This window comes from Porphyrobacter sp. TH134, assembly GCF_002855495.1.
Lineage (GTDB): Bacteria > Pseudomonadota > Alphaproteobacteria > Sphingomonadales > Sphingomonadaceae > Erythrobacter.
The window spans coordinates 1-20,742 of the sequence record NZ_PKRO01000003.1; the positions used below are offsets into that span (position 1 = coordinate 1).

The window sequence follows — 20,742 nt, forward strand, 5'->3', positions numbered from 1 at the left end:
AACATCCAGACTTCAGTCAACGGCAGCGCCTCCTCAGCGCCGCCATTGAATCAACCGATCACGTCTCGCGCAAGCAATTTAATGGGGCCTGAGCCTAGATAATCCCTGCATCAGTTCTACACTTGCTGATGGTCAGCGTCGCTGAAGTCATCCTTTGAAATGAGCATGCGCCATTTGCGAGATGATTTTCGCCCAATGCGTTGTCCGTAGTGGGGTAAGGTTCCAACACATGCGCGCCCATGCGACAGGCTCCTTATTCAAATCGGAGAATGGCGATTCATCAAACAAGCTGACTTAGAAAGCAGGGGCATGAGCCTTCCGATTATGGATAACCAGCCATTTGCCTTGCACAATCGCTGGCCCTTGGCACGTTAGACATACAGCTTCCATCAATCCGAAGCTCCACCACCAAAATCACATTCATCACACAGTCGGGGATCTGCCAATGCTGCTACCCGAGAATTTTCCTGCTCCATGGCGCCACATGCCGGGCAATCAAGACACCAGCAAACGACGCAAAAAAGGCTACGATCGCCGTAATCAGTTCACCCTGCCCGAAAATTCTATTAAACACGCCGAGGGCTGCGATATGAACCAGATAAACGCCGAACATGCAGCTTGAAGCCCACTCCACGCTTTTCGGAAAATGCGGCAGCATCAATGCTGCAAACACCGCTCCGCCTCCAACGACATATGGCAGGCTTACGCCTGGCAAGTCCCACAACAGGCACGCAAACAACCCGAGCGCTCCGATGACCATGCCAATGCGCTGTCGAAACGCAACGCCCAGCAAAGCCGCGGGAATTGCGTGGAGAAATTGCGTCACCGGTGGTTCGGTGGCCAGTTGCAATTCACGCCACCATGGCGACCCGGCCAACAAGATGAACGCGACAACCGCACAGACGGCCGGCAGCCATCGCGCGGTCACGAATGTCAGCGCCAGATTGACCGCAAAAATAAACGGCAAAAACCACAGGTGCGTGCCATAAAGCACCGACGCTACCGGACTTAAGCCTTGATGGAACGGAGAACCGTCGGCGGCAAACCTCCAAGCCAGATAGAACATCGACCAAAAGGCCCATGGCACCAGCACCCGCCTGGCCAGCTTGGCAGGATCACTGCCCGCAAAATAGGTTGCCAGCATGGTAAAGGCGACAAGGCCAGAATAGCCAATCTGCGCACCAGTCGCGCCGCTGTGAACCAGGACAATCCCAAACGCCGCAATGATGCGGACGACCTCGATGTTTTGGTTTCGCAATGGGCTGCCATCCTAGGTAAGGTCTGGGTTAGCCAGTGAGCGGTCCAACCCAGATTAGGCAATAACTATTTTTGTCGCAACGGTCCGGGCCTGTTTCGGGACTTGGTAGCAAATAGCGGTCCAGATTGGCCTGCTTTGTTCCGCTTTCTACTTACTTGACGGCCCCGAAAACCACGCTAAACCGCGCCCCATCGCCGTGGGGCGGTTAGCTCAGTTGGTAGAGCATCTCGTTTACACCGAGAGGGTCAGCGGTTCGAGCCCGTTACCGCCCACCAGGCAGGCCGGCGCAAAAGCGCGCTTTTCCGCACATTCAGGCGATCCTTTCACCCTGCCGGGGTGGGTCTGCGCTGCCGCGCTCCCATTTCTGCCAGTCGAGGCTCGCACACGACGTGCAGGCTCGCAAACGCGGACCGGACGACGCGCTCCTCTTTTTCCAGGCCATCCTCCTGAAAAGACAGAGCAGCATACCATGCCCGTAGCCGTGTCGACGAAGCCTTAACCTGTTTGCGCTATCTCCGGCATGGTCGAACAACTGTGGATGTTCATCATGCTCTTTTATCCCGCTTTTGCCTTGATCGGCGGCGCAATGCTGGCTTCGCCTACGAACGTGTCACGCGCCAGCTTCGAGCTGCGCGGTTACGTTCCTGTGAGTTGTGACGCTTCGGTTCTGCAACAGGACTACAGCGGGGGCGAAGCCTTGACCCTGGTCATCGCTGAACGCTGCAACACGTCCTATACGCTTCAGCTGCGATTGCCCGCTGACAGCAAGGCAACGCATGTCCGTTTCGGTGGCCGCGAGCTGCCTGTCAAAGGCGGCATGATCTCGATCGCGCGTTCCGCTTTCTCAGGGTCGGACATGGCCGGCGAACCGCTGAGCATCCTGTTCTCCGAAGATGGCGCAGCCGCGCGGCTGCAATCGCTGCAAATCGAGACGATCGCAAACGCGCCGTTCTGACCGGCATCACGCTTTGCACCGCAGGGCAGCAGGTCACGGCGTCGCCTCGACACTGATCGAGATCAGATCGCGGTACTCGCCCGCGAACCGGTTGCCGACCACGGGAACGGTGGCGACCGCGCGGTAGGAGGCCCCGTCGAGCGACCGGGGCGGCGAACGGCGCAGATCAGCAGGCCCCGACATATCGACCGGCGTCCCGTCAACCACGAGCTGGTAGGGGATACGCTCCTTCGGCTGCTCGACGTTGATCAGATCACCCTTGTTCTGCGACAATAATCGGACGCGCACCGGCTCGTTCGCGCGCAGCTGGATGAAGATCGAGTTTGCTGTCCCGTCCTTCAGTTCACCCAGATCAAGAACCGCGCTGCGTGCGCCGTTGCTGAAGATGCCCGCGGTGCCGGCAAGGTTGACCTGCGCCCGGGCCTCCACCCTGAGCCGCAGCGGAAAGCGGCGCTGCTCACGCACGTCGCCGGTGGAACCAAGAAGCAGCAGTTCGACATTCTCGTCATAGATGCCCGAAGGCACGACCTGGCCGGGCCTGACGCGCACTTGCAGCCGCAGCACGATTTCTTGCCGCCCGGCGATCAGGATCGGCAGACCGAAGCCCGCGGCCTGCTCGTTGGGCAGTCTGATGGCCTGCTCGCCGAAAATCTCGTATCCCAGTTGCGCCCGCGAAGACGCGCCGATGAGGCGCCGCGCGCCGGACATGGTGCCGATCGCGACTGCGCGCAGATCGCAGGCGGCCTCGTCGCGGTTGGTGATCGTGATATTGAGGGGATAGGTCGCCGCATCGGGCGAGAACGGTTCGTAGCTGTCGTTGACCGGCCCATCGACCCTGCTGATCTGCGGGTCGCAGGCGAGCGCCGGGGCGGCAAAGCCCAGGATCGCGGCCGTCATGATGGAGCGGTGGACCAAGCTCATCGATTTGCTCCTTTTAATTGTACGCTCCCGAGAGGCACCAGACCTGAACTGTCGGCGGGAATTGTAACGTCAAGCTCGCTCTCCTCATCGCCATTGAGCGTGAGGCGGTAACGTCCGGGTTTGAGACCCGTTGCGGCAAACCGGCCGGCCTTGTTCGTGAAGAGGGAAATCCCGGGTTCCTTGGGGCGGTCGAGCGAAACGAGTTTGCCGACCTGCAACGATACAGGCTGGCCGGCGCGGTCGAGCAGGACGCCCATGATCGTATTGGCTGCGTCCGAACCGACGGTCAGCTTGAAACCGCTGCCGCTGCCCGGATAAAGTTCAAAGGCCCCTGCCCCAATGTCGTATCCGGCCGGCAAGTCATCCACATTGAAGCTGACCGCGTTGCGCTGGTACGGCCGATTGGCGGTCACCAGCGCAGGACCGAACCCATCCACGCGGGCATAGGCCTGTCCGGCGCCGCCGATCGACACATCCACCGGCTTGCCGTCCAGCGACTTGTGCCGCGAGACGATGGCGAAGCCTTCCCGGTAAGGCCGGCCCACCGCCACGCTGCCATCAGCCATCCCCACGCCAACCGCCGCGCGCACGGTCGATTGCCTGAGCCGCCCGCCGTTTACGGTATCATCCAGCAGATCGAAGCGCGCGCCCACCTCGCCACGGTTGGTGAAATAATCGACCTGGCCCTGGAAGCCGCGTTCGCCATCGGCTCCGCTGATCCCGGCACGATAACCGAGGCTGCCCACCTCATTGGTCAGCACCCGTTCGTGTTCGATGCGGTAGCTGTTGCTTCCCGATTCGTAGCGCGCGTTCACCCCGTCGCGTGAGCCGAGCCGCAGGCTGACATTGAGAAGCACACGGTGGTCGGTGCCGAGGATCTGATCCGACTGCCCTTCATAGAGCATCGCCGCATTCACGCGGCCGAAGGATCGGCTCAGGCCCGCTGACCAGACGGTACGATCCGGCCCGATCCTGCGGCTTGAGCGGCCAAAGGCTGCGTTCAGGTACAGGTCAAGCGGCAGGCCCTGACGATAGCGAACGGCAATGTCATCCTTGATATCCTGCGCGAAGAGCTGGTTGAGGACAGTGAATTGGCGGCTGCGATGATCCCAGAACGCTTCGATTTCCCCCAGCGTGCCGAACATGTCGAAGGACTTCACCCAGCCGACCGTCGTCGCGAATCCTTCGCCAGTGCCCGAGGTGCTGCCCACCGCTTCCAGCCGGAAGGTGCCGGCACGGGTGGCCCAGATCGCCTCGCCCCCTACCGTCTGTACCCGGCGGTCCGCCTGTGCGTTGACGCCAAGCGTGATGCTTTGGGTGACCCCCTTGCGGAAATATCCGGTGGCTTGCAGGTCGTCCCCATAGCGAAAGCCCCCCGCCGTGGGCGTACGCGGCACACCAAGGGCGAAGGAAAACTCAGTCAGCCCTTCTTCCAGCAGGTTGGTGGTGAACGAGCGGGAGAAGGACGCAATTTCGCGGCGGCCCGCTTCGTCCTGCACCAGCAGACGGACCTCGTTCAGCCCTTCGGTAAACGGCAGATCGCGCAGGTTGTAGTTGCCGGCCCGCAGCTGGACGGTCCGGGTGATGACGCCGTTTACCTCGACCTCGACAATGGCATCGCGATCTAGGCTAAATGTCGTCCGGCCGGCCGGCCTGATATTGCGGGTAGGCTGCAAGTCGGCATAGGCCCGCAGCACGGATATGCCGCCAAGGGCTGCTGCACCCTGCAACGGAAGAACGAAGGGATCGACATCGCCCGCCTGGGCGCGGATTGCCCTGCGCCAGTCATCGTGCACCAGCGTCACATTGCCGCGGGTGAGGCGCTTGTCAGGGCCGCCGCGGTAGGTCCATTGATGGAACAGGTACGCCCCATCCAGCCCGCCCACGTTGACAACCCCGTCGATGCCGAGGGTGGTCGGCTGCGCGCCTTCTCTTGCAGGAGAAAGGCGGTCGCGGTGCACGTAGGATTTCGAGAAGAACATGTTCAGACCAACCGCCAGATTGGCGGGAAGCAGCGTGTTTTCGCGCGGCGCGTCGATGATGTTGGGGCTGAGCGCAAAGTCCTGGACCCGCGCGACAGCTGCGGCGACGGACACCGCCACAGCGAAATTGGCGGCATCGAAAGTGACGGAAAGACCGTCAACCTGCGCCCGGGCCAGCGGCAGAAAATCGCCGTCAGCCGCGACCCGCGCCGTCAGTTCTGCGCGGGCCTCGTCGTTCAGACGCGCGCCGAGCAGATCAAGGAAGCGCGGCCCGCCCAGACTGACGAGCGTGCCACCCATGGTCGTACGCGCGCCGATATCGCCGACATAAACCCCGTCGAGAACAAGCGGCAGACTGACGTCGATCGTGGGTTCGGCAGGGGTCGGCGCTGCCCGTGGTTCCTGCTGTGCCTGCGCGGCTTGTCCGAAGGCCGGTGCCGCAACCAGGCTGGCCAGTACCGAGCCACTGGCCAGCGCCCACCCCCGCAGCCCGATCGTCCGGCGCGCCTTATGTAAACGCCCCCTCATGCATCGTCACTTGATGACGAGCTGGATCGGAGCTGTGAGCGCAAATCCCTCGGCCGCAGGCACCGTGAAGATGCGGCGCCCTCCCGATGGCACGACCGATGCGATGAGCGTTTCGCGCAAGGGATCGCCGCTCAGCTCCATCTTCTGTCCCGCGCCGTTGGTGAAGGTCCAGGTGGTGCTGCCGAGCGGGGCATAGCGCGCCCCGCTGTTTTCAAGCACAACTTCCATTGTCCCCGGCGTGCTCGCGGCGGCCACCGACACGATCTTCAACTCGGTTTTCGCGCCGGCAGGCACGACATAGGCAGCCGTCCCGAAATTGATGACGAACTGCACCCCGGTGCCCGCCGTCGGGTCTGTGACCGGAACCTGATTGACGCCGATCACATACATCGCGGTCTGGTCGATTGTCGGATCGCCGACATATTGGACGCGGATCGCCTGCGTTTTGCCGGGCTCGACGATCAATTGCGGCGGAAGGATGAGGAAATCCTCATCGGCCGGCGTGCGCATCTCGTTGCCCTGCTCGTCCCAGGTCCGCTTCTCGGCGGTCACTTCAAGGGTGAGCGGACGCTCGGTCGTGTTGTCCACGCGCAGAACCGTGGCTGCCCCGCTGCCGACCGGCGCCAGCTCGTAGCTCATCGGGTAAACGCGGTGCGCCTGCGCCGGAGCGCACAGCAAGGTCACCGCGGCAGCAAGGGCTGCAAAGAGTGTTCGCTTGGAAGTCATCATCTTACCCTTTGTCCTTGGCACGCGTCGCTCAATCGACCGGTTCCATCTCGAGTACGAACACCTCCCGGTACTCCCCTGCGAGCAAGTTCTGTGCGTTACCCCAGGTGATCCGCATCTCACCGGTCTGGTTGACCACCGATGCGCCAGAGCTGAACTCAAGCCCCCCGGCCCATTGACGGCCGTCGGCAGAAAAATTCTGCGCGATGCTGTACCCGCCGTTTGACACCATCGCGGGCCAAGTCACCGAATAGGGAAGAAAGCTGCGGGCATCGCCGGGCCGATATTGACCAGTATGTCGCAGAGCGCCGTTTGCCGCCGTGGCGCGCAGGCGGAACGGGGTGTTGCAGTTAAGCTGCACCCCGACTTCGGTCGCCGAGCTGGCGACCAGATCAACCCGTGCCAAGGCTTCGTTGAAGACCACGCTGCATTCCAGCGGCCACACGGCGCGGATGGTGATGGCGGCCTCGCGGCCGAAGTCCCGTTCGAGGTAGGGTTGGGGGACGACTTGCAGTTCGACTTGCTCGTTCGTCTGCGCGCGGAGCGAAGCGCCTGTCAGCGCAGCGAACGCGATTCCGAAAGCGGCAGCTTGCCTGACTAGCACCCCGGATCTTCCTTTCCCCTTGCCGGTATCGGGGTGGCCCTGGTGGCCACCCCGTCCGTTACGCGGCCTGCCAAAGCAGGCCGAACCATCAGTTGGCGGTGATCGAAACGCGGATCACGTCGGTGTAATCACCAGCAAACAGCGGGTTGGCATCGGTCGCCGAGGCCGGCTTGGCGAGGATCAGGCGCAGCTGGCCGGTCTGACCGTTCACGAACGCTGCCGAAGATGCGAGCGAGTTCGTGAAGGCGGTGGCAAGCGAAACCGGCGTCCCGATTGCGATGCCCGAACCGCCGCTGTGAGTGACAGTGTAGGGCACGAAGCCGCGGTTTGCACCGGCTGCGTTGTTCAGTCGGCCCGAGTTGTCCGAAACGATTGTGCGCGTGAAGCCATTGGCGCCGTTGCAGCGGTAGGTCAGGCTGCCCGCGGTCTGTTCGGTGGTGAGGTTGAGATCAACCGTCACGTCACGTTCGTCAGGGCTGACGGTGCATGCCAGGGCGATGTTGCCCTTGATCGACAGGTCGGCCTTGTCGTCGGCCATCGCCGGAGTAGCCGAAATCGCGGAGACTGCAACGGCAGTCATAAGGAGCTTCTTCATAATAGACATAACCTCTTCGCTTGCGAAAGGCAGGATTGCCTGACGCATTGTGGTTGACCAACGAGACTTGCTGCACGCCATTCGGCATCTCAGCTTGTGTGCGACACAAGGAGGACGGAGGACTTTTTCGAGTCCCCTTCTGTTTCGTTTCTTTTGAAGAAAAGACCGAACTGGTCAGTCCGGTACGTTCCCCCCCGTCGGTGGGGTTAGCCGCGTCAGCTTAACGAATTCTTCACCAATTTTGGTAGCAACGCCGCAAATTTGCATTTCAGGCGGTCGTATTGGCATGGTCTCCCTCGCGCGGGAGGGACGGAGATTTCAGCTGATGTCCCACGATGAAACTAAAATCCCGGCTCTGACTCCCTGAAAGCAGGAGCAACACCGTTCCGCGCAAGCCAGAGTCTGAGTCGGTACCACCAATATTGTAAGTTATTCAAAAGACTAACTTAGATTAAATTAAAAAATCAGCTTTGTCACCAGATTGCCCCAGAGGCGGAACCATCGCCGAGCAATTGTGATGCTCAGGCGGGACAGGCCTTGGGGATTGAGGGGCGAAAGTTGAACAGTGACACCGTCAGGCAACCGGCGTCCACGTCGTTGCTGGTGCTGCCTTTGATCATGGAGGAGTGGCTTTCCTCGTCAAGAAATCCCAGCGTCATTTGTGACGCCCAGCAACGCGTGCTGTGGCACAGTGCGAACCTTCCGGGGTTCCTTGATCATGTGACTTGCATCAAACTTGACCGCGACAGTCTCGTCCTTGCCGACAAGCGTGCACAGGCTGCCCTGTCCCGCTTCATTCAATCGCCCGACATGCCCACCAGCGTGATCGCGCTCGAAGGCGAGCGGCAAACGGCGCGCAGCATCCTTCAGTGCCGGCGGCTTGGGGCAGGAACTAACGTCAACGTCTTCGGCCTGCGCATCATCAATGATGACAATTACCGCGAAAGCGCCGTCCTCCACTTCGAAGAATACTTCAACCTGACGCGCCAAGAGGCGCTCATCTGCCGGGATCTGCTGCGCGGAAAGACAGTGCAGGAAATCGTCGAGACGACCGGCAAGTCTTCCGATACGGTCAGGTTCCACATCCGCAATATCTATATCAAGATCGATGTATCCTCGCGCGAGGCCCTGTTTGCGAAACTGAGGCTGTTCTTGTTCGGTTGATGGCCCCGCCTTTTGCCGGTCGGCGCAAGCGTCTGACCGGGACTGCCGCCGATGGCAGGCAAACCGCCACAGTTTAGCCCGCGCCGCTTGCACCGTCTGCTGCGGACCGGTAGCGCGGGGCCATGTCTTCTGCCTTCATCGCGCTCCAGCATATCCTGCCCCAGCACGCCCTCTCGCGCTTTGCCGGGAGCTTTGCCGCGAGCGAGACGCCCTGGCTGCGTGACCGGCTGATCCGCCGCTTTGTCGCGGCTTACGGCGTCGACCTCAGCGAAGCGGCACGCGGGATCGGACAATTCGCCAGTTTCAACGACTTCTTCACGCGGGAGCTGAAGCCCGGCGCAAGGCCCCTCGCCGACACGGACACGTTCATCCTCTCGCCCGCCGATGGCGCGGTCAGCCAGCTGGGCCCGGTCACTGCGGGCCGGATCATTCAGGCCAAGGGGCGCGATTACTCCGTCGCCGAGCTTCTCGGGTGTGGGGCTGATGAGGCCGCGCGGTTTGATGGCGGGCAGTTCATGACGATCTATCTCAGCCCCAAGGATTACCACCGGGTCCACATGCCCGCCGCTGGCCGCTTGCAGGCGACCAGCTACATCCCTGGCGACCTCTATTCGGTCAACACGGCCACAGCTGCCGGGGTCGACCGCTTGTTCGCCCGCAACGAACGCCTGTCGTGCCGGTTCGATGGACCGGACGGGCATTTCGCCAGCGTCATGGTGGGCGCGATGATCGTCGCCGGGATCGACACGGTCTGGCCGAACACCTTCCGCACCCATGCCGCAGCCCCGGTGCACGAGGAATTCAGCGCCGCAGCCCATGAATTCGCCGCCGGGGACGAGATGGGGCGCTTCTACCTGGGCTCAACCGTGGTGCTGGTGTTCGAACCTGGCCGCACGGCATGGCTGGAAGGCCTGAAGCCCGGCGATCCGTTGCGCATGGGCCAGGCCATCGCACGGCGGCTGAGCGCCTGACCTATTTCGCGGCGAGGCTTTCGCGAATGAGCGCCACCGCCGCGGCGCTGTCCCATTCATAACCGCCCGCCACCCGCAGCACTTCCTTCCCGCTGGCGTCGAACAGGACCGTGAGCGGCAACGCGCCTTCGGGCGTGAATTGCGCCGACAGCGCCGCTTCAGGATCGAGCCACGGTTCGAGCCGCGCATAGCCGCCCTTGGCGAAGAACGGCGTCACCACCTCGCCCCCGCGCACATCCTGACTGATGGTGATCACCCGCACCTCGCCCTCAAGCTCGGCGGCCAGCGTGTCGAGCTGCGGCATTTCCTTGACGCAAGGGCCGCACCAGGTCGCCCACAGGTTGAGCAGCACCGGCCCGTCCTGCGCGCCGAGATCGAGGCGCTTGCCTGCCGGATCGGACACTGTGATCGCCGGGATGGGCGTGCCGGCAAACTGGCGCGTCATCAGTCCTGTCGGCGTCTTGGCAACCTCGCCCTGCGCAACCGGTTGCGCCGGGGCCTCGGCAGCCCTATCGCATCCCGCCAGCAGCAGGAGCGGTAGTGCCAGAATGAGTGACGAGCGGGACATGACAGGCTCCGATACGGGTGCGACCAACGCCATGTGGGGCGGGCGCTTCGCTGACGGACCTAGCGCAATCATGCGCGAAATCAACGCCTCCATCCCGTTCGACAAGGCGCTGTGGCGGCAGGATATCGCCGCCAGCAAGGCGCATGTGGCGATGCTGGGCGCCGCCGGCATCATCGCCGCCGACGATGAGCTGGTGATCGCCAATGGCCTCGATGCGGTTGCTGGCGAATATGAAGCGAGCGGCGTGCCCGAGGATTGGGACCGCGAAGACATCCACATGACCACCGAAGCGCGCCTCGCCGAGTTGATCGGCCCGGTCGCGGGCCGTCTGCACACCGCGCGCAGCCGCAACGATCAGGTGGCGACCGATTTCCGCCTTTGGGTGCGCGATGCGGCGGAGCAGATGGACGAGGGGCTGGCGGCCTTGCAGCGTGCGCTGGTGACCCGCGCGGGCGAGCACGCGGCCAGCATCATGCCCGGCTTCACCCATTTGCAGACCGCGCAGCCCGTCACATTGGGCCACCATCTGATGGCCTATTACGAGATGTTCCGGCGCGACCGGGCGCGGCTGGCCGATGCGCGGGTGCGGATGAACGAATGCCCGCTCGGCAGCGCGGCGCTGGCCGGGACTGGCTTTCCCATCGACCGCGAGGCAACGGCGGTAGCGCTTGGCTTCGACCGGCCCACCGCCAATTCTCTCGACGCCGTGTCCGACCGCGACTTCGCGCTGGATTTCCTGTGGTGCTGTTCAAGCGCCGCCCTGCACCTTTCGCGGCTGGCCGAAGAACTGATCCTGTGGGCGAGCCAACCTTTCGGCTTCATCCGCCTGCCTGACAGTCTTTCGACCGGCTCGTCGATCATGCCGCAGAAGAAAAACCCCGACGCCGCCGAACTGGTGCGCGGCCATTCGGGCCGCGTGATCGGGGCGCTCACCAGTCTGATGATCACCATGAAGGGCCTGCCGCTCGCCTATTCCAAGGACATGCAGGACGACAAGCCGCCGGTGTTCGAAGCCGCCAGCCTCATGGCCCTCAGCATCGCGGCGATGACCGGGATGATTGCGGGCGCCACCTTCAACACCGCCCGGATGCGCGCCGCGGCCGAATTGGGCTATGCCACCGCGACCGATCTGGCCGACTGGCTGGTGCGGGCGCGCGGCATCCCGTTCCGCGAGGCGCACCACATCACTGGCAGCGCGGTCAAACTCGCGGAAGCGCGCGGCATCGCGCTCGACGCCCTGCCGCTCGATGACCTTCAGGCGATTGATGCGCGGATCGATGAAAGCGTCTATGCAGCGCTGTCGGTCGACGCCTCGGTTGCGGCCCGGGCCTCTTACGGCGGAACCGCGCCCGATCAGGTCCGTTGGCAGGTTGCCGCGGCGCGCGCTGCGCTGGGAATGGAGGAATGATGCGAACCGCCCTCGTTTTGGTGTTTGCGGGCCTGGTAACGGCTTGCGGAACCACTGCGCCGCTGACCCCGCCCGAAGGCGCCAGCCTTCCGCCCGCGCCCTATGGCGCAACCACCGAGCCCTCCGCACAAGAATTGCTCCGCCGCGGCGCGCTGGCCGCGCCGGAACGCAGCGTGGAATTGCGCCGGCGTTCGGAAGAACGCCAGGACGACCCCTTCGACTTGCCCCCTGAATAAGCACAAGAAGCCAAGCCATGGATCATTTCACCCTGCACAGCGGCGTGATGCACGCCGAAGACGTGCCGTTGCCGCAGATCGCCGATGCGGTCGGCACCCCCGTCTATGTCTATTCGCGCGCCACGCTGGAACGCCACGCGCGCGTCTTCCGCGAAGCGCTGGCGGATGTGCCGGACAAGCTGATCGCCTTCGCGGTCAAATCGAACCCCAACCTCTCGGTCCTCAAGGTGCTGGGCGCCGCAGGGATGGGTGCAGACGTTGTCTCGGTGGGCGAAATGCGCCGTGCGCTGGCGGCCGGGATTGCGCCGGAGATGATCGTGTTCTCGGGCGTCGGGAAAACCGCCGCCGAAATGGTCGCCGCGCTGGATGCTGGCATTGGCCAGTTCAATATCGAAAGCGAGGAAGAAGGCATCGAGCTCGCCGAAATCGCCGCCGCGCGCGGGATGACGGCGCAGTGCACCCTGCGGATCAATCCCGATGTGGATGCCGGCACCCACGACAAGATCTCGACCGGCAAGGCCGACAACAAGTTTGGCGTGCCGATCAGCGAGGCAGGCCAGATCTTCGGCAAGCTCGCCGGGCTGCCCGGCGTGCATCTGCGCGGTGTGGCGGTGCATATCGGCAGCCAGCTGGCCGATCTTGAGCCGTTGGAAACGGCGTTCACCAAGCTTGGCGCGCTCGTCACCGCCTTGCGCGGTGCGGGCCACACGATCACGCATGTCGACCTCGGCGGCGGTCTCGGCGTGCCTTACAAGGTTGGCGAGGTGCTGCCGCAGCCTGCCGAATACGGCGCAATGGTCGCGCGGGTGACGCGGGACTGGGGCGTGAAGCTGATCTTCGAGCCCGGCCGTGTCATCGCCGGCAACGCGGGCGTGCTGCTGACCCGCGTGGTGCGCGTGAAGCGCGGCATCAAGGATCCTTTCGTGATCGTCGATGCGGCGATGAATGATCTGGCCCGCCCGGCGCTTTACGGCGCCTATCACCATTTCGAGGCGGTCGAACCCAAGGGGGCGCGCATGACCGCAAACATCGTCGGCCCGATCTGCGAGACCGGCGATACCTTCGCGATGGGCCGCGAATGCGATGCGCTGGAAGCAGGCGAATTGGCTGTGTTCCGCACCGCCGGGGCTTACGGTGCGACGATGGCCTCGTCCTACAACTCGCGCGGCTTCGTGGCCGAGGTGCTGGTCGATGGCGACAAGTTCGCCGTGGTCGCCGACCGGATTGAGGCGGGCGCGATCATGGATGCAGAACGCGTGCCCGAATGGCTCGCCTGACCCGCCGAATGCACCTGCGATGAGCCGGATCGCCAGCCTGCCCTTGTTTCACCAGATTGCGGGGCAAAGCGTGCTGGTGCTGGGCGAAGGTCCGGCAGCGGAGCCCAAGCGGCGGCTGGTCGAGCGCGCCGGCGGGGTCATCGTCGATGATCTGGCGCGCGCGGTGGACGAAGGCGTACGGCTGGCCTTCATCGCCTATGATGACGCGCGGGCGTGCGAGGTCGCCGCTATCAATGCGCGCTGTGCGGGGATGCTGGTCAATGTCGTTGACCGGCCGGAATTGTGCGACTTTACAACGCCTTCAATCCTTGACCGTGATCCGCTGTTGATCGCGATCGGCACTGGCGGCGCGTCGGCCGGACTGGCGAAGCATGTGCGGCTGCGGCTTGAACGGGTGCTGCCCGAGAGTTTGGGCTTGCTCGCCAAAGCGCTGGAAGCTGTCCGCCCTGCCCTGCGCCAGCGCTTTCCCGATGGCCCGGACCGGCGCCGTGCGGTCGATGCTGCGCTGCGTGAAGGCGGTGCGCTTGACCCGTTTGATCCGGGATCCTTTCAGAAGGTTGAAAGCTGGATTGCCGATGCGGCGCAGGCTGCGGCCGGGGCCGTTGTCGAGATCATCCTGACCAGCGCCGATCCTGAGGAGCTTACGTTGCGGCAGGCCCGGCTGCTGGGCGAAGCAGACGTGCTGCTGCTGGACGGCGATGTGCCTGCGGCGATCCTTGCCAGAGCCCGCGCCGATGCCGAAAGATGCGTGTTACCCGCAAAAGAGCGGGGCGAACCGGGGCCTAGCGAGGGTCTGGCGGGGGTCGAAGCGGGGTCTGAACCTCGCAATGACGGGTCTACACCCCCCTTGTCACCCGGTCTCACCCTGATCCTGCATTGGCGCCCGGGGGCTTGCCCGAGGGCCTGATGCTCACGCGGCCTGCAAGACCGGGCTGCGCAGACTGGCAAAGTAACCCGACATCGCCGCAATCGCCTTGTCGCTCAGCGCGATAAACGCGCGGCGCCGATCGGCGGGATCGGGCACCCGCTGGAAAATCCCGCTTTCCACCATCTGCGTCAGCCAGCGCAGCGCCGTGGTTGCCGGCACGCCGGCCGCGATGCACAGCGAGGTGACCGAGACCTGCACGCCTTCGCCATGCGCCGCTGTCAGATCGAGCAGCATATCCCACGCCGGATCGCCGAACAGATCAGGATCGAAAAACCGCACCCGCGCCTGCCGGTTCGCAATAACCTGGCGCACCATCTGCGGATCGGGCAGCGGCGGCGCATGGTCGCGAGCGGCATGGAATCCGTTGACCAACCCGCCCTCGGGCGCGCGATAATCCCGTTTGAGATCACTGACACCGCTGCCGTCGCCCGACGCAGCGGCGTGGCCCAGCCGGTCAAGCGAATGGGCAATCGCTTCGACCTGCTGCGACAGGCGCAGCAAGGCCACGCGGTCCTCATCGCCCATTTCGCGCAGGCGTGCGGCCCCGGCCTCGCCCATGACGCGGCCCACCGCGATCACCCGTTCAGCACGGCTGGGCGTAATCAGAATTTGCGGGTTCGACTGATCGAGCACCGCAAACACATCATCAAGGCCCTGAAGATTGGTTGCCACGATCAGCTTTGCGCCCGAACGCGCCACACGCATATCGAGCCGGGCCAGCCCCGCGAGCATCATCCCGTCAATTCCGCGCGATCCGGTGACCGCACAATCAACCACCACCACATCACCGAGCAGCGCAATCGGCCCTTCAAGCAACGCGCGCAGGCTGCCGCCATCGATGCTGCGGAATCCGGCCCCGCCAAGGTCTGCGGCGATCTGGCGGCGCAATCCCTCATCCTCAGCGAAGATAGCAACGCGCGCTGGCAGGCCAGCACCGTCATCGGCGATGTCATAGGAAAAATCGGCCTGTCCGGAAGCATCGTTCAACATGGGTGCGACTCCAACAATGTTGGAACATGGGTAGAACAAATACGGATCATGTCAAGTATTTGTGCGTGGGTATCAGGGTTTGGGCAACTTTCATGCGCAGCCAGACACAAAACCGCGCTCGCCCCTTCGCCATGCTTTGCAGGGTCCCCCTCCCCGTGCCGGGGGAGGCTTCAGGGGCGGATTTCGATCACCGTCCCATCCGGGACAATCCGCCACAATTCCTCGATTTCGGCGTTGGACAGCGCGATGCAGCCATCGGTCCAGTCCCCCGGCATCCGCCCGAACGGCAGGCCATTGGGCTGGCCGTGGAGAAAAATCTGCCCGCCCGGCGAACGGCCATAGCTGCGCGCAAAAGCGCGGTCTTCGGCGTTGGGGTAGGAGACTTTCAGGCTGAGGTGATAGGCGCTGCCGGGGTTGCGGCCCTCAATCACGTAGCGGCCTTCGGGCGTGCGTTCGTCCCCTTCGAACTGCTTGTGGCCTTGGGGCTGGTCGCCGAATTGCAGGCCGCGCCAGGCCTTGACCGGCTGCCCGCCCGCATAGGCGACCATCAGCCGTTCGGACTTGTCGACAATGAGGTAATCGATGGTGGCAAAGCGCGGCTCGGCCGCGATCCGGGCCGCTTCCCGCATGAGCGGCGGTGGCGGGGGTGTGGCAGCGCGCTCGGCCTGCGTCACCGGCGGCGCGGCGCAAGCGGCAAGGGCCAGCAGAGGCAAGAGCGCGAGACGGTTCACAAGCCCAAGGTTAACCCGCAAAACCTCGCGCGATCAATGCCCCAAAATGGAAACTGCCCCTTGGGGGACAGGGGGTGCAGGGCGTCTGATCCCTCTCGCCGCCGGGGAGAGGAGATGCAGGCCTAGTCCACAAACGGATCGCGCATCAGGATCGTGTCGTCCCGCTCCGGCGAGGTCGAAACCAGCGCGACAGGGCATTCGATCAGCTCCTGGATGCGCTGGATATACTTGATCGCATTGGCGGGCAGATCGGCATAGGAGCGCGCGCCTGCGGTGCTTTCGCTCCAGCCGGGCATGTCTTCGTAGATCGGTTCGCACGCGGCCTGATCGGCGGCGTGGCTGGGGAGGTAATCATACACCTTCCCATGCAGGCGATAGCCGGTGCAGATGCTGACCCGGTCGAGCCCGTCCAATACGTCGATCTTGGTCAGCGCGATGCCGGTGACGCCGCTGATCGCGCAGGACTGGCGCACCAGCACGGCATCGAACCAGCCAACCCGGCGCTTGCGCCCGGTGACCGTGCCGAATTCATGGCCGCGCTCACCCAGCCGCTGGCCGATGTCGTCCTCCAGCTCGGTCGGGAACGGGCCGCTGCCGACGCGGGTGGTGTAGGCCTTGACGATGCCGAGCACGAAGCCGGTCGAATTGGGGCCGAGGCCGCTGCCGGAAGCCGCCGTGCCGCTGACCGTGTTGGACGAAGTGACAAAGGGATAGGTGCCGTGATCGACATCGAGCAGCACGCCCTGCGCGCCTTCGAACAGGATCTTCGCGCCCGCGCGCCGCACCTTCTTCAGGCGCTTCCACACCGGCTGGGCGAAACGCAGCACAAACGGCGCGATTTCGCGCAGTTCTTCGAGCAGCGCCGCGCGGTCAACCGGGGGCTGGCCGAAGCCTGCGCGCAATGCATCGTGGTGCGCGCAGAGGCGGTCAAGCTGCGGTTCCAGCGTGTCGAGATGCGCCAGATCGCACACGCGGATCGCCCGTCTGCCGACCTTGTCCTCGTAAGCCGGGCCAATGCCGCGTCCGGTCGTGCCGATCTTGCCCTTGCCCGCCGCCGTTTCGCGCAAGGCGTCGAGATCGCGGTGCAGCGGCAGGATCAGCGGACAGTTATCCGCCACAGCGAGGTTTTCGTCGGTGACGCTGACGCCCTGCCCTTCGATCTTGGCGACCTCGTCGCGCAAGGCCCAGGGATCGAGCACTACGCCATTGCCGATCACCGACAGCGTGCCCGACACGATGCCTGACGGGAGCAGCGACAGCTTGTACACCTTGCCATCGATCACCAGCGTGTGGCCGGCATTGTGCCCGCCCTGAAAGCGCACGACGGCGTCCGCCCGGCTGGCGAGCCAGTCGACGATCTTGCCCTTGCCCTCATCGCCCCACTGGGCGCCGATCACGGTGACGTTGGCCATTTCAATCCTTATCCGACAGGCGGGAAAACCGCGCAGGCCGCCTAGGCGTTTGGGCGGGGGAGAGCAAGGGCAAGGCAGAAGCCGCGAAGGGTTTTGCGAGCCTGCACGTTGAAAGGGCAGATTGGTCACGAGGACGATGCCGATGCATACCACCGCCAAAGCCCTGATCGCTGCCGGAGCGCTTGCCGTGCTCGCCAGCCCCATCCTTGCCCAGCAGCAGCGCGGGGGCGGGCCCCGCATCGCGGGCGAATGTCGCGCCGAAATTGCTGCGCTGTGCGGAACGGACCGGTCGCAGATGCGCGCGTGCCTTGCCCAGCGGGCCAGCCAGCTCTCCGAGGATTGCCGCGGCCAATTGCGCGCGCGGATGGAGCAGCGGCGCGGCGGCCCCGGCCAGCGCGCCGAACAGCAGGGCCCCGCTCCGCAGACCCTCGCCTATGGCAGTGACAGCCTTCAGGCGCTTGATCTGTGGGTGCCCGCAGGCACGAAGAATGCGCCACTTGTCCTGTTTGTCCACGGGGGCGGATGGAAGCGCGGGTCAAAGAGCAATGCCATGGGCCGGGCGATGCCGGCGCATATGTTGGAACAGGGCTATGCCTTTGCATCGGTGGATTACCGCCTCGTCCCGCACAGCACCGTGGAGGACCAGGCAGCAGACGTTGCGGCGGCCCTCGCCTTTCTGCTGGCGCGCGCTGACGACTTGGGGATTGATCGGACCCGCGTGGTGCTGACGGGCCACAGCGCAGGCGCGCATCTGGTGGCGCTGGTGGGGACGGACGAGCGCTATCTGAAGACCGCGGGCCTCAGCTTTGCCGATATTGACGGGGTTATGCCCAATGACGGGGCGGCCTATGATGTGCCGGCGCAAATGGCGCAGGCCGGGCGGTTCATGGCGGGCACCTATGAACAGGCGTTCGGCACCGATCTGGCGCGACAGCGCGCGCTCTCGCCCACCTTCCACGCCGCCGCGCCCAATGCGCCCGCGTTTCTGCTGATCCACGTCCAGCGCAAGGACGGAATAGCGCAAAACACTGCGCTGGCCGAAGCGCTCCGCCGTGCCGGCACCGCGGTAGAGATCGGCAGCTTTCCCGGTGACGGGTTAAAGGGCCATGCCGAGATCAACCGCAAGCTGGGCCAGCCCGACTACCCGGCCACCCCGGTCATGGATGCATGGCTGAAGACCGTGTTTGGGGCATGAAGCAGGCCGGATCGGTAGGCCATTCATCTGGCGCACCTGACAGACAAATCACCGGATAAGCCAGTCAATCGCCCCGCCGAGCGGGATCATCACGAAGGCAAAGACCTCAAACCAAAACATGGGGACTCTGACCGGCGCCGAAACGGTGTTCGGCAGGCCATCAAGCTCCTGGGCGCGGCGCGCGTAAAAACTGAATGTCGCATAGCTCAGGAAGGACGCGGCCACGGCTGCGAAAATTGCCATCACCACGAACACAAAACCACCAAAGCCCAGAAAAAGGCTTTCAGAAAAAGCGAGCGCGAGGAGGAACAGCGAACAAAACCCGAGGTAGAAGAAAAAGGGGGTCGCCATGATTGCCCGATAATTTTCCTCTTTGGCCAGAATTGTCGTTTCCCCAAACAGGCTCACGAGCCGATATTTTTTATCAGGAATGTCGTCTCGATAGTGGAGCATGGGCGGTCTCATAGCACGAATGACAAGCCGTTAGGGAGCGGGATGGGCGACCTGCGCCCATCCCTGACCCACGTTTACTCAGCGAGCGCGATCACCGCTGCGCCGAGGCCAAAGGCCGCTGACGTCACGCCGAACGCGATGGCGGCCGGCACCAGAATTGGTGAGGCGACCGCACCAAGAGCCAGTGCACCTGCACCAGTAATTGCCGAGCCGACTGCCAATACTTCTGATCGTGTTGCAGTACCGTCACCAGCAGATACGAAGTCAACTTCGAAATCGCTGAGTTCACTAATCTTGCTCACCTTATCTCTCCTTGTCTTTCGAATTCGGGATTGGTGCCGGCACGCTTTTTAAATCATCGGGTGTGGGTTCGGGTCAACCGCTGCAACTACGGCTCATCCGCAAATATCCTTCGCTTAGTCGCGATCTTGCGACCCTGTGGGCCGACAGAGGCGATCGTGGCTTCATGCCGCACGGTTTCAGAATGCTCGCCCAAGATCGCGGCGCGCACGATGCCATGCCCGATTTGCACGGCGGACATGTCAGGGCCTGCCAAACATTGTTTAGAAAAAACCGGGGGCTCAACTCAAACGGCGTAACCCTATGGCCGAGCATGAATTGATAAGCGGCAGAACCGCTGCAAGGATCGTCAGACCCTCTCCGGCCCGCCCGCCCCCAGCACATAGTCGCAGCCCAGCATGGCGGCGTCTTCACCCTCGGCCAGCTGGGCGCGCGTGCGCCAGCCTTCGGCCCGCAGAGCCGCCGCTGCTGCGCGGTCATGACCCAGCGGCAGATACACCATCCGCGCGGCAACCGGCTGCGGCGCGGCATCGGCGAGACGATCAAGATAAAGCGTAAAACCGGTCGCGGCCTCGTTGCTGCCGGCGATCCGGTACGTCCCGCCCCGCCCGACCGCGCGGCGCAGGCCCTCGGCGTAAAGCGTAAAGCCGAACCACGATTGGTATTCAAACCCGTGCCGCTCGGTCGGGTCGAGCGTGATTCGCGCGGCATCGCCAACGTGCGCGGCGATCTGCTCCAGCCCGTCGAGCCGCGTCTTCAGCGCCCCGCCGGCATCCACCGCGCGCAAGGCCGCCAGCGCTTCGGCAAACGGGCCGGTCGCATACAGCAGCGGCAGATAGGCCGCGCCGCCTGCCGCCTTCAATCCGCCTGAGTCCTTGGTGTCGAGTTCGCGCCGCACCGCTGCGATCTGTTCGGGAGCGAGCGGAAAGGCCTTTTCGCTGAGCGTGTCGACCAGATCGGGGAGCGTGAAATCGACCGAGATGCCGGTCAGCCCCGCCGCGCTCAGCGCCTTGACCGCCAGCATCACCGCCTCACTGGCGGCGGCGACCGAGTCAGAGCCGATCAGCTCCGCGCCCAATTGCAGGCGTTCGCGCGCCGGATCGAGCTGGCTTGCCTTGATCACCACCGTGTCCCCGCAATAGGCGAGGCGCAGCGGGCGGGCGGCGGTCTTGAGGCTGGTCGCAGCGATCCGTCCGACCTGGGGGGTCATGTCCGATCGCAGCGCGAGCGTGCGCAAGGACGCCGGATCGACAAAGCGGAACATCGCCCGTGCCTCCCCCGCCACAGCGCCTGCCATACGGCCTGCGAGCGAGGCTTCGAATTCAAGCAGCGGCGGGCGCACCCGGTCATAGCCATGCGCATCCAGCACATCGAGGCAGGCACGCATCGCAGCAGTGATGCGCGCGGCTTCGAGCGGCAGGCGGTCTTCGAGGCCTTCGGGGAGGAGATCGTTGGGTTGGGTCAATTGAACTTACTTCCGTTCGTGCTGAGCCTGTCGAAGCACCGCACTTCTTCTGCACCGAGGCGCTATAAGAAGTGC

Annotated in this window: 22 protein-coding genes and 1 tRNA gene; 10 read left to right on the forward strand and 13 right to left on the reverse strand. The window is 63.9% G+C overall.

Annotated elements, in window-relative coordinates; all coding sequences use genetic code 11:
- Window positions 1–451: 451 nt before the first annotated feature.
- Window positions 452–1,258, reverse strand: coding sequence for an acyltransferase family protein (locus C0V72_RS02040; protein WP_101791558.1), 807 nt, complete (start codon window positions 1,256–1,258; stop codon window positions 452–454).
- 199 nt (window positions 1,259–1,457) lie between these two features.
- Between C0V72_RS02040 and C0V72_RS02045 the strand changes: the two genes are divergently transcribed.
- Window positions 1,458–1,533 (forward strand) — tRNA-Val (locus tag C0V72_RS02045).
- Between the two features lie 245 nt (window positions 1,534–1,778).
- Window positions 1,779–2,213: a hypothetical protein gene (locus C0V72_RS02050; RefSeq protein ID WP_101791559.1), complete on the forward strand. Its 435-nt coding sequence runs from the start codon at window positions 1,779–1,781 to the stop codon at window positions 2,211–2,213.
- A gap of 33 nt (window positions 2,214–2,246) precedes the next feature.
- On the opposite strand, the gene C0V72_RS02055 is transcribed toward C0V72_RS02050, so the two are convergent.
- From C0V72_RS02055 to C0V72_RS02075, 5 genes are all read right to left on the reverse strand, one after another.
- Window positions 2,247–3,134 carry a hypothetical protein gene (locus tag C0V72_RS02055; protein ID WP_101791560.1) on the reverse strand — a complete coding sequence of 296 codons (888 nt, stop codon included), beginning with the start codon at window positions 3,132–3,134 and terminating at the stop codon, window positions 2,247–2,249.
- Window positions 3,131–5,644: a fimbria/pilus outer membrane usher protein gene (locus C0V72_RS02060; protein WP_101791561.1), complete on the reverse strand. Its 2,514-nt coding sequence runs from the start codon at window positions 5,642–5,644 to the stop codon at window positions 3,131–3,133. The genes C0V72_RS02055 and C0V72_RS02060 overlap by 4 nt, the downstream gene beginning before the upstream one ends.
- 6 nt (window positions 5,645–5,650) lie before the next feature.
- On the reverse strand, window positions 5,651–6,370 hold the full coding sequence (locus tag C0V72_RS02065) for a fimbria/pilus periplasmic chaperone (protein ID WP_172438875.1): 720 nt from the start codon (window positions 6,368–6,370) through the stop codon (window positions 5,651–5,653).
- A gap of 31 nt (window positions 6,371–6,401) precedes the next feature.
- A complete protein-coding gene (locus C0V72_RS02070) occupies window positions 6,402–6,974 on the reverse strand; it encodes a hypothetical protein (protein WP_101791563.1) in 573 nt (190 codons plus the stop codon).
- 88 nt (window positions 6,975–7,062) lie between these two features.
- Window positions 7,063–7,569 (reverse strand): hypothetical protein, encoded by a 507-nt coding sequence (locus tag C0V72_RS02075; protein ID WP_143704505.1) that lies wholly within the window; start codon window positions 7,567–7,569, stop codon window positions 7,063–7,065.
- Between the two features lie 537 nt (window positions 7,570–8,106).
- On the opposite strand from C0V72_RS02075, the gene C0V72_RS02080 reads away from it, so the two are divergent.
- Window positions 8,107–8,733, forward strand: coding sequence for a helix-turn-helix transcriptional regulator (locus C0V72_RS02080; RefSeq protein WP_143704506.1), 627 nt, complete (start codon window positions 8,107–8,109; stop codon window positions 8,731–8,733).
- Between the two features lie 122 nt (window positions 8,734–8,855).
- Window positions 8,856–9,704: an archaetidylserine decarboxylase gene (gene asd, locus C0V72_RS02085; protein WP_101791566.1), complete on the forward strand. Its 849-nt coding sequence runs from the start codon at window positions 8,856–8,858 to the stop codon at window positions 9,702–9,704.
- 1 nt (window position 9,705) lies between these two features.
- Here asd and C0V72_RS02090 read toward each other — a convergent pair whose 3' ends face one another.
- Window positions 9,706–10,272, reverse strand: a complete 567-nt coding sequence (locus tag C0V72_RS02090; protein ID WP_233999732.1) for a TlpA family protein disulfide reductase — start codon at window positions 10,270–10,272, stop codon at window positions 9,706–9,708.
- 31 nt (window positions 10,273–10,303) lie between these two features.
- On the opposite strand from C0V72_RS02090, the gene argH reads away from it, so the two are divergent.
- Genes argH through C0V72_RS02110 form a run of 4 tightly spaced genes read left to right on the forward strand, consistent with a single transcriptional unit; the run spans window position 10,304 to window position 14,100 of the window.
- The gene (gene argH / locus C0V72_RS02095; protein WP_101791694.1) at window positions 10,304–11,680 is read left to right on the forward strand and encodes an argininosuccinate lyase; all 1,377 of its coding nucleotides are present in this window, start codon (window positions 10,304–10,306) and stop codon (window positions 11,678–11,680) included.
- Complete coding sequence (locus C0V72_RS02100; RefSeq protein ID WP_101791695.1) at window positions 11,680–11,916, forward strand: hypothetical protein; 237 nt, start codon at window positions 11,680–11,682, stop codon at window positions 11,914–11,916. The genes argH and C0V72_RS02100 overlap by 1 nt, the downstream gene beginning before the upstream one ends.
- Before the next feature lie 17 nt (window positions 11,917–11,933).
- Window positions 11,934–13,193, forward strand: a complete 1,260-nt coding sequence (gene lysA, locus C0V72_RS02105; protein WP_101791567.1) for a diaminopimelate decarboxylase — start codon at window positions 11,934–11,936, stop codon at window positions 13,191–13,193.
- A 19-nt stretch (window positions 13,194–13,212) separates the two neighbouring features.
- Complete coding sequence (locus C0V72_RS02110; protein ID WP_101791568.1) at window positions 13,213–14,100, forward strand: precorrin-2 dehydrogenase/sirohydrochlorin ferrochelatase family protein; 888 nt, start codon at window positions 13,213–13,215, stop codon at window positions 14,098–14,100.
- Window positions 14,101–14,103: 3 nt separating this feature from the next.
- On the opposite strand, the gene C0V72_RS02115 is transcribed toward C0V72_RS02110, so the two are convergent.
- The 3 genes from C0V72_RS02115 to C0V72_RS02125 form a co-directional block, all read right to left on the reverse strand.
- On the reverse strand, window positions 14,104–15,111 hold the full coding sequence (locus C0V72_RS02115) for a MarR family transcriptional regulator (protein ID WP_101791569.1): 1,008 nt from the start codon (window positions 15,109–15,111) through the stop codon (window positions 14,104–14,106).
- Window positions 15,112–15,281: 170 nt separating this feature from the next.
- Window positions 15,282–15,842 carry a L,D-transpeptidase family protein gene (locus C0V72_RS02120; protein ID WP_101791570.1) on the reverse strand — a complete coding sequence of 187 codons (561 nt, stop codon included), beginning with the start codon at window positions 15,840–15,842 and terminating at the stop codon, window positions 15,282–15,284.
- A 122-nt stretch (window positions 15,843–15,964) separates the two neighbouring features.
- Window positions 15,965–17,254 (reverse strand): adenylosuccinate synthase, encoded by a 1,290-nt coding sequence (locus C0V72_RS02125; RefSeq protein ID WP_101791571.1) that lies wholly within the window; start codon window positions 17,252–17,254, stop codon window positions 15,965–15,967.
- 364 nt (window positions 17,255–17,618) lie between these two features.
- Here C0V72_RS02125 and C0V72_RS02130 point away from each other — a divergent pair, with 364 nt between their 5' ends.
- A complete protein-coding gene (locus C0V72_RS02130) occupies window positions 17,619–18,449 on the forward strand; it encodes an alpha/beta hydrolase (protein ID WP_233999745.1) in 831 nt (276 codons plus the stop codon).
- Between the two features lie 48 nt (window positions 18,450–18,497).
- Here C0V72_RS02130 and C0V72_RS02135 read toward each other — a convergent pair whose 3' ends face one another.
- Window positions 18,498–18,902 (reverse strand): hypothetical protein, encoded by a 405-nt coding sequence (locus tag C0V72_RS02135; protein WP_101791572.1) that lies wholly within the window; start codon window positions 18,900–18,902, stop codon window positions 18,498–18,500.
- Window positions 18,903–18,976: 74 nt separating this feature from the next.
- Window positions 18,977–19,204 carry a hypothetical protein gene (locus tag C0V72_RS16150; RefSeq protein ID WP_143704507.1) on the reverse strand — a complete coding sequence of 76 codons (228 nt, stop codon included), beginning with the start codon at window positions 19,202–19,204 and terminating at the stop codon, window positions 18,977–18,979.
- An 11-nt stretch (window positions 19,205–19,215) separates the two neighbouring features.
- Between C0V72_RS16150 and C0V72_RS16155 the strand changes: the two genes are divergently transcribed.
- Entirely contained in the window at window positions 19,216–19,524 is a 309-nt protein-coding gene (locus C0V72_RS16155; protein ID WP_143704508.1) for a hypothetical protein, read from the forward strand.
- Between the two features lie 27 nt (window positions 19,525–19,551).
- Here the strand turns inward: C0V72_RS16155 and C0V72_RS02140 are convergent, their stop codons facing one another.
- Window positions 19,552–20,667, reverse strand: coding sequence for an ATP phosphoribosyltransferase regulatory subunit (locus C0V72_RS02140; protein ID WP_101791573.1), 1,116 nt, complete (start codon window positions 20,665–20,667; stop codon window positions 19,552–19,554).
- Window positions 20,668–20,742 lie beyond the last annotated feature (75 nt).

Bases quoted from the DNA above. Each gene is read 5' to 3' on its own strand.
- C0V72_RS02050 (WP_101791559.1), top strand. From the start codon at position 1,779: ATGGTCGAACAACTGTGGATGTTCATCATGCTCTTTTATCCCGCTTTT.
- C0V72_RS02055 (WP_101791560.1), bottom strand. From the start codon at position 3,134: ATGAGCTTGGTCCACCGCTCCATCATGACGGCCGCGATCCTGGGCTTT.
- C0V72_RS02060 (WP_101791561.1), bottom strand. From the start codon at position 5,644: ATGAGGGGGCGTTTACATAAGGCGCGCCGGACGATCGGGCTGCGGGGG.
- C0V72_RS02065 (WP_172438875.1), bottom strand. From the start codon at position 6,370: ATGACTTCCAAGCGAACACTCTTTGCAGCCCTTGCTGCCGCGGTGACC.
- C0V72_RS02075 (WP_143704505.1), bottom strand. From the start codon at position 7,569: ATGAAGAAGCTCCTTATGACTGCCGTTGCAGTCTCCGCGATTTCGGCT.
- asd (WP_101791566.1), top strand. From the start codon at position 8,856: ATGTCTTCTGCCTTCATCGCGCTCCAGCATATCCTGCCCCAGCACGCC.
- C0V72_RS02090 (WP_233999732.1), bottom strand. From the start codon at position 10,272: ATGTCCCGCTCGTCACTCATTCTGGCACTACCGCTCCTGCTGCTGGCG.
- argH (WP_101791694.1), top strand. From the start codon at position 10,304: ATGTGGGGCGGGCGCTTCGCTGACGGACCTAGCGCAATCATGCGCGAA.
- C0V72_RS02100 (WP_101791695.1), top strand. From the start codon at position 11,680: ATGCGAACCGCCCTCGTTTTGGTGTTTGCGGGCCTGGTAACGGCTTGC.
- lysA (WP_101791567.1), top strand. From the start codon at position 11,934: ATGGATCATTTCACCCTGCACAGCGGCGTGATGCACGCCGAAGACGTG.
- C0V72_RS02110 (WP_101791568.1), top strand. From the start codon at position 13,213: ATGAGCCGGATCGCCAGCCTGCCCTTGTTTCACCAGATTGCGGGGCAA.
- C0V72_RS02115 (WP_101791569.1), bottom strand. From the start codon at position 15,111: ATGTTGAACGATGCTTCCGGACAGGCCGATTTTTCCTATGACATCGCC.
- C0V72_RS02125 (WP_101791571.1), bottom strand. From the start codon at position 17,254: ATGGCCAACGTCACCGTGATCGGCGCCCAGTGGGGCGATGAGGGCAAG.
- C0V72_RS02130 (WP_233999745.1), top strand. From the start codon at position 17,619: ATGGAGCAGCGGCGCGGCGGCCCCGGCCAGCGCGCCGAACAGCAGGGC.
- C0V72_RS02135 (WP_101791572.1), bottom strand. From the start codon at position 18,902: ATGCTCCACTATCGAGACGACATTCCTGATAAAAAATATCGGCTCGTG.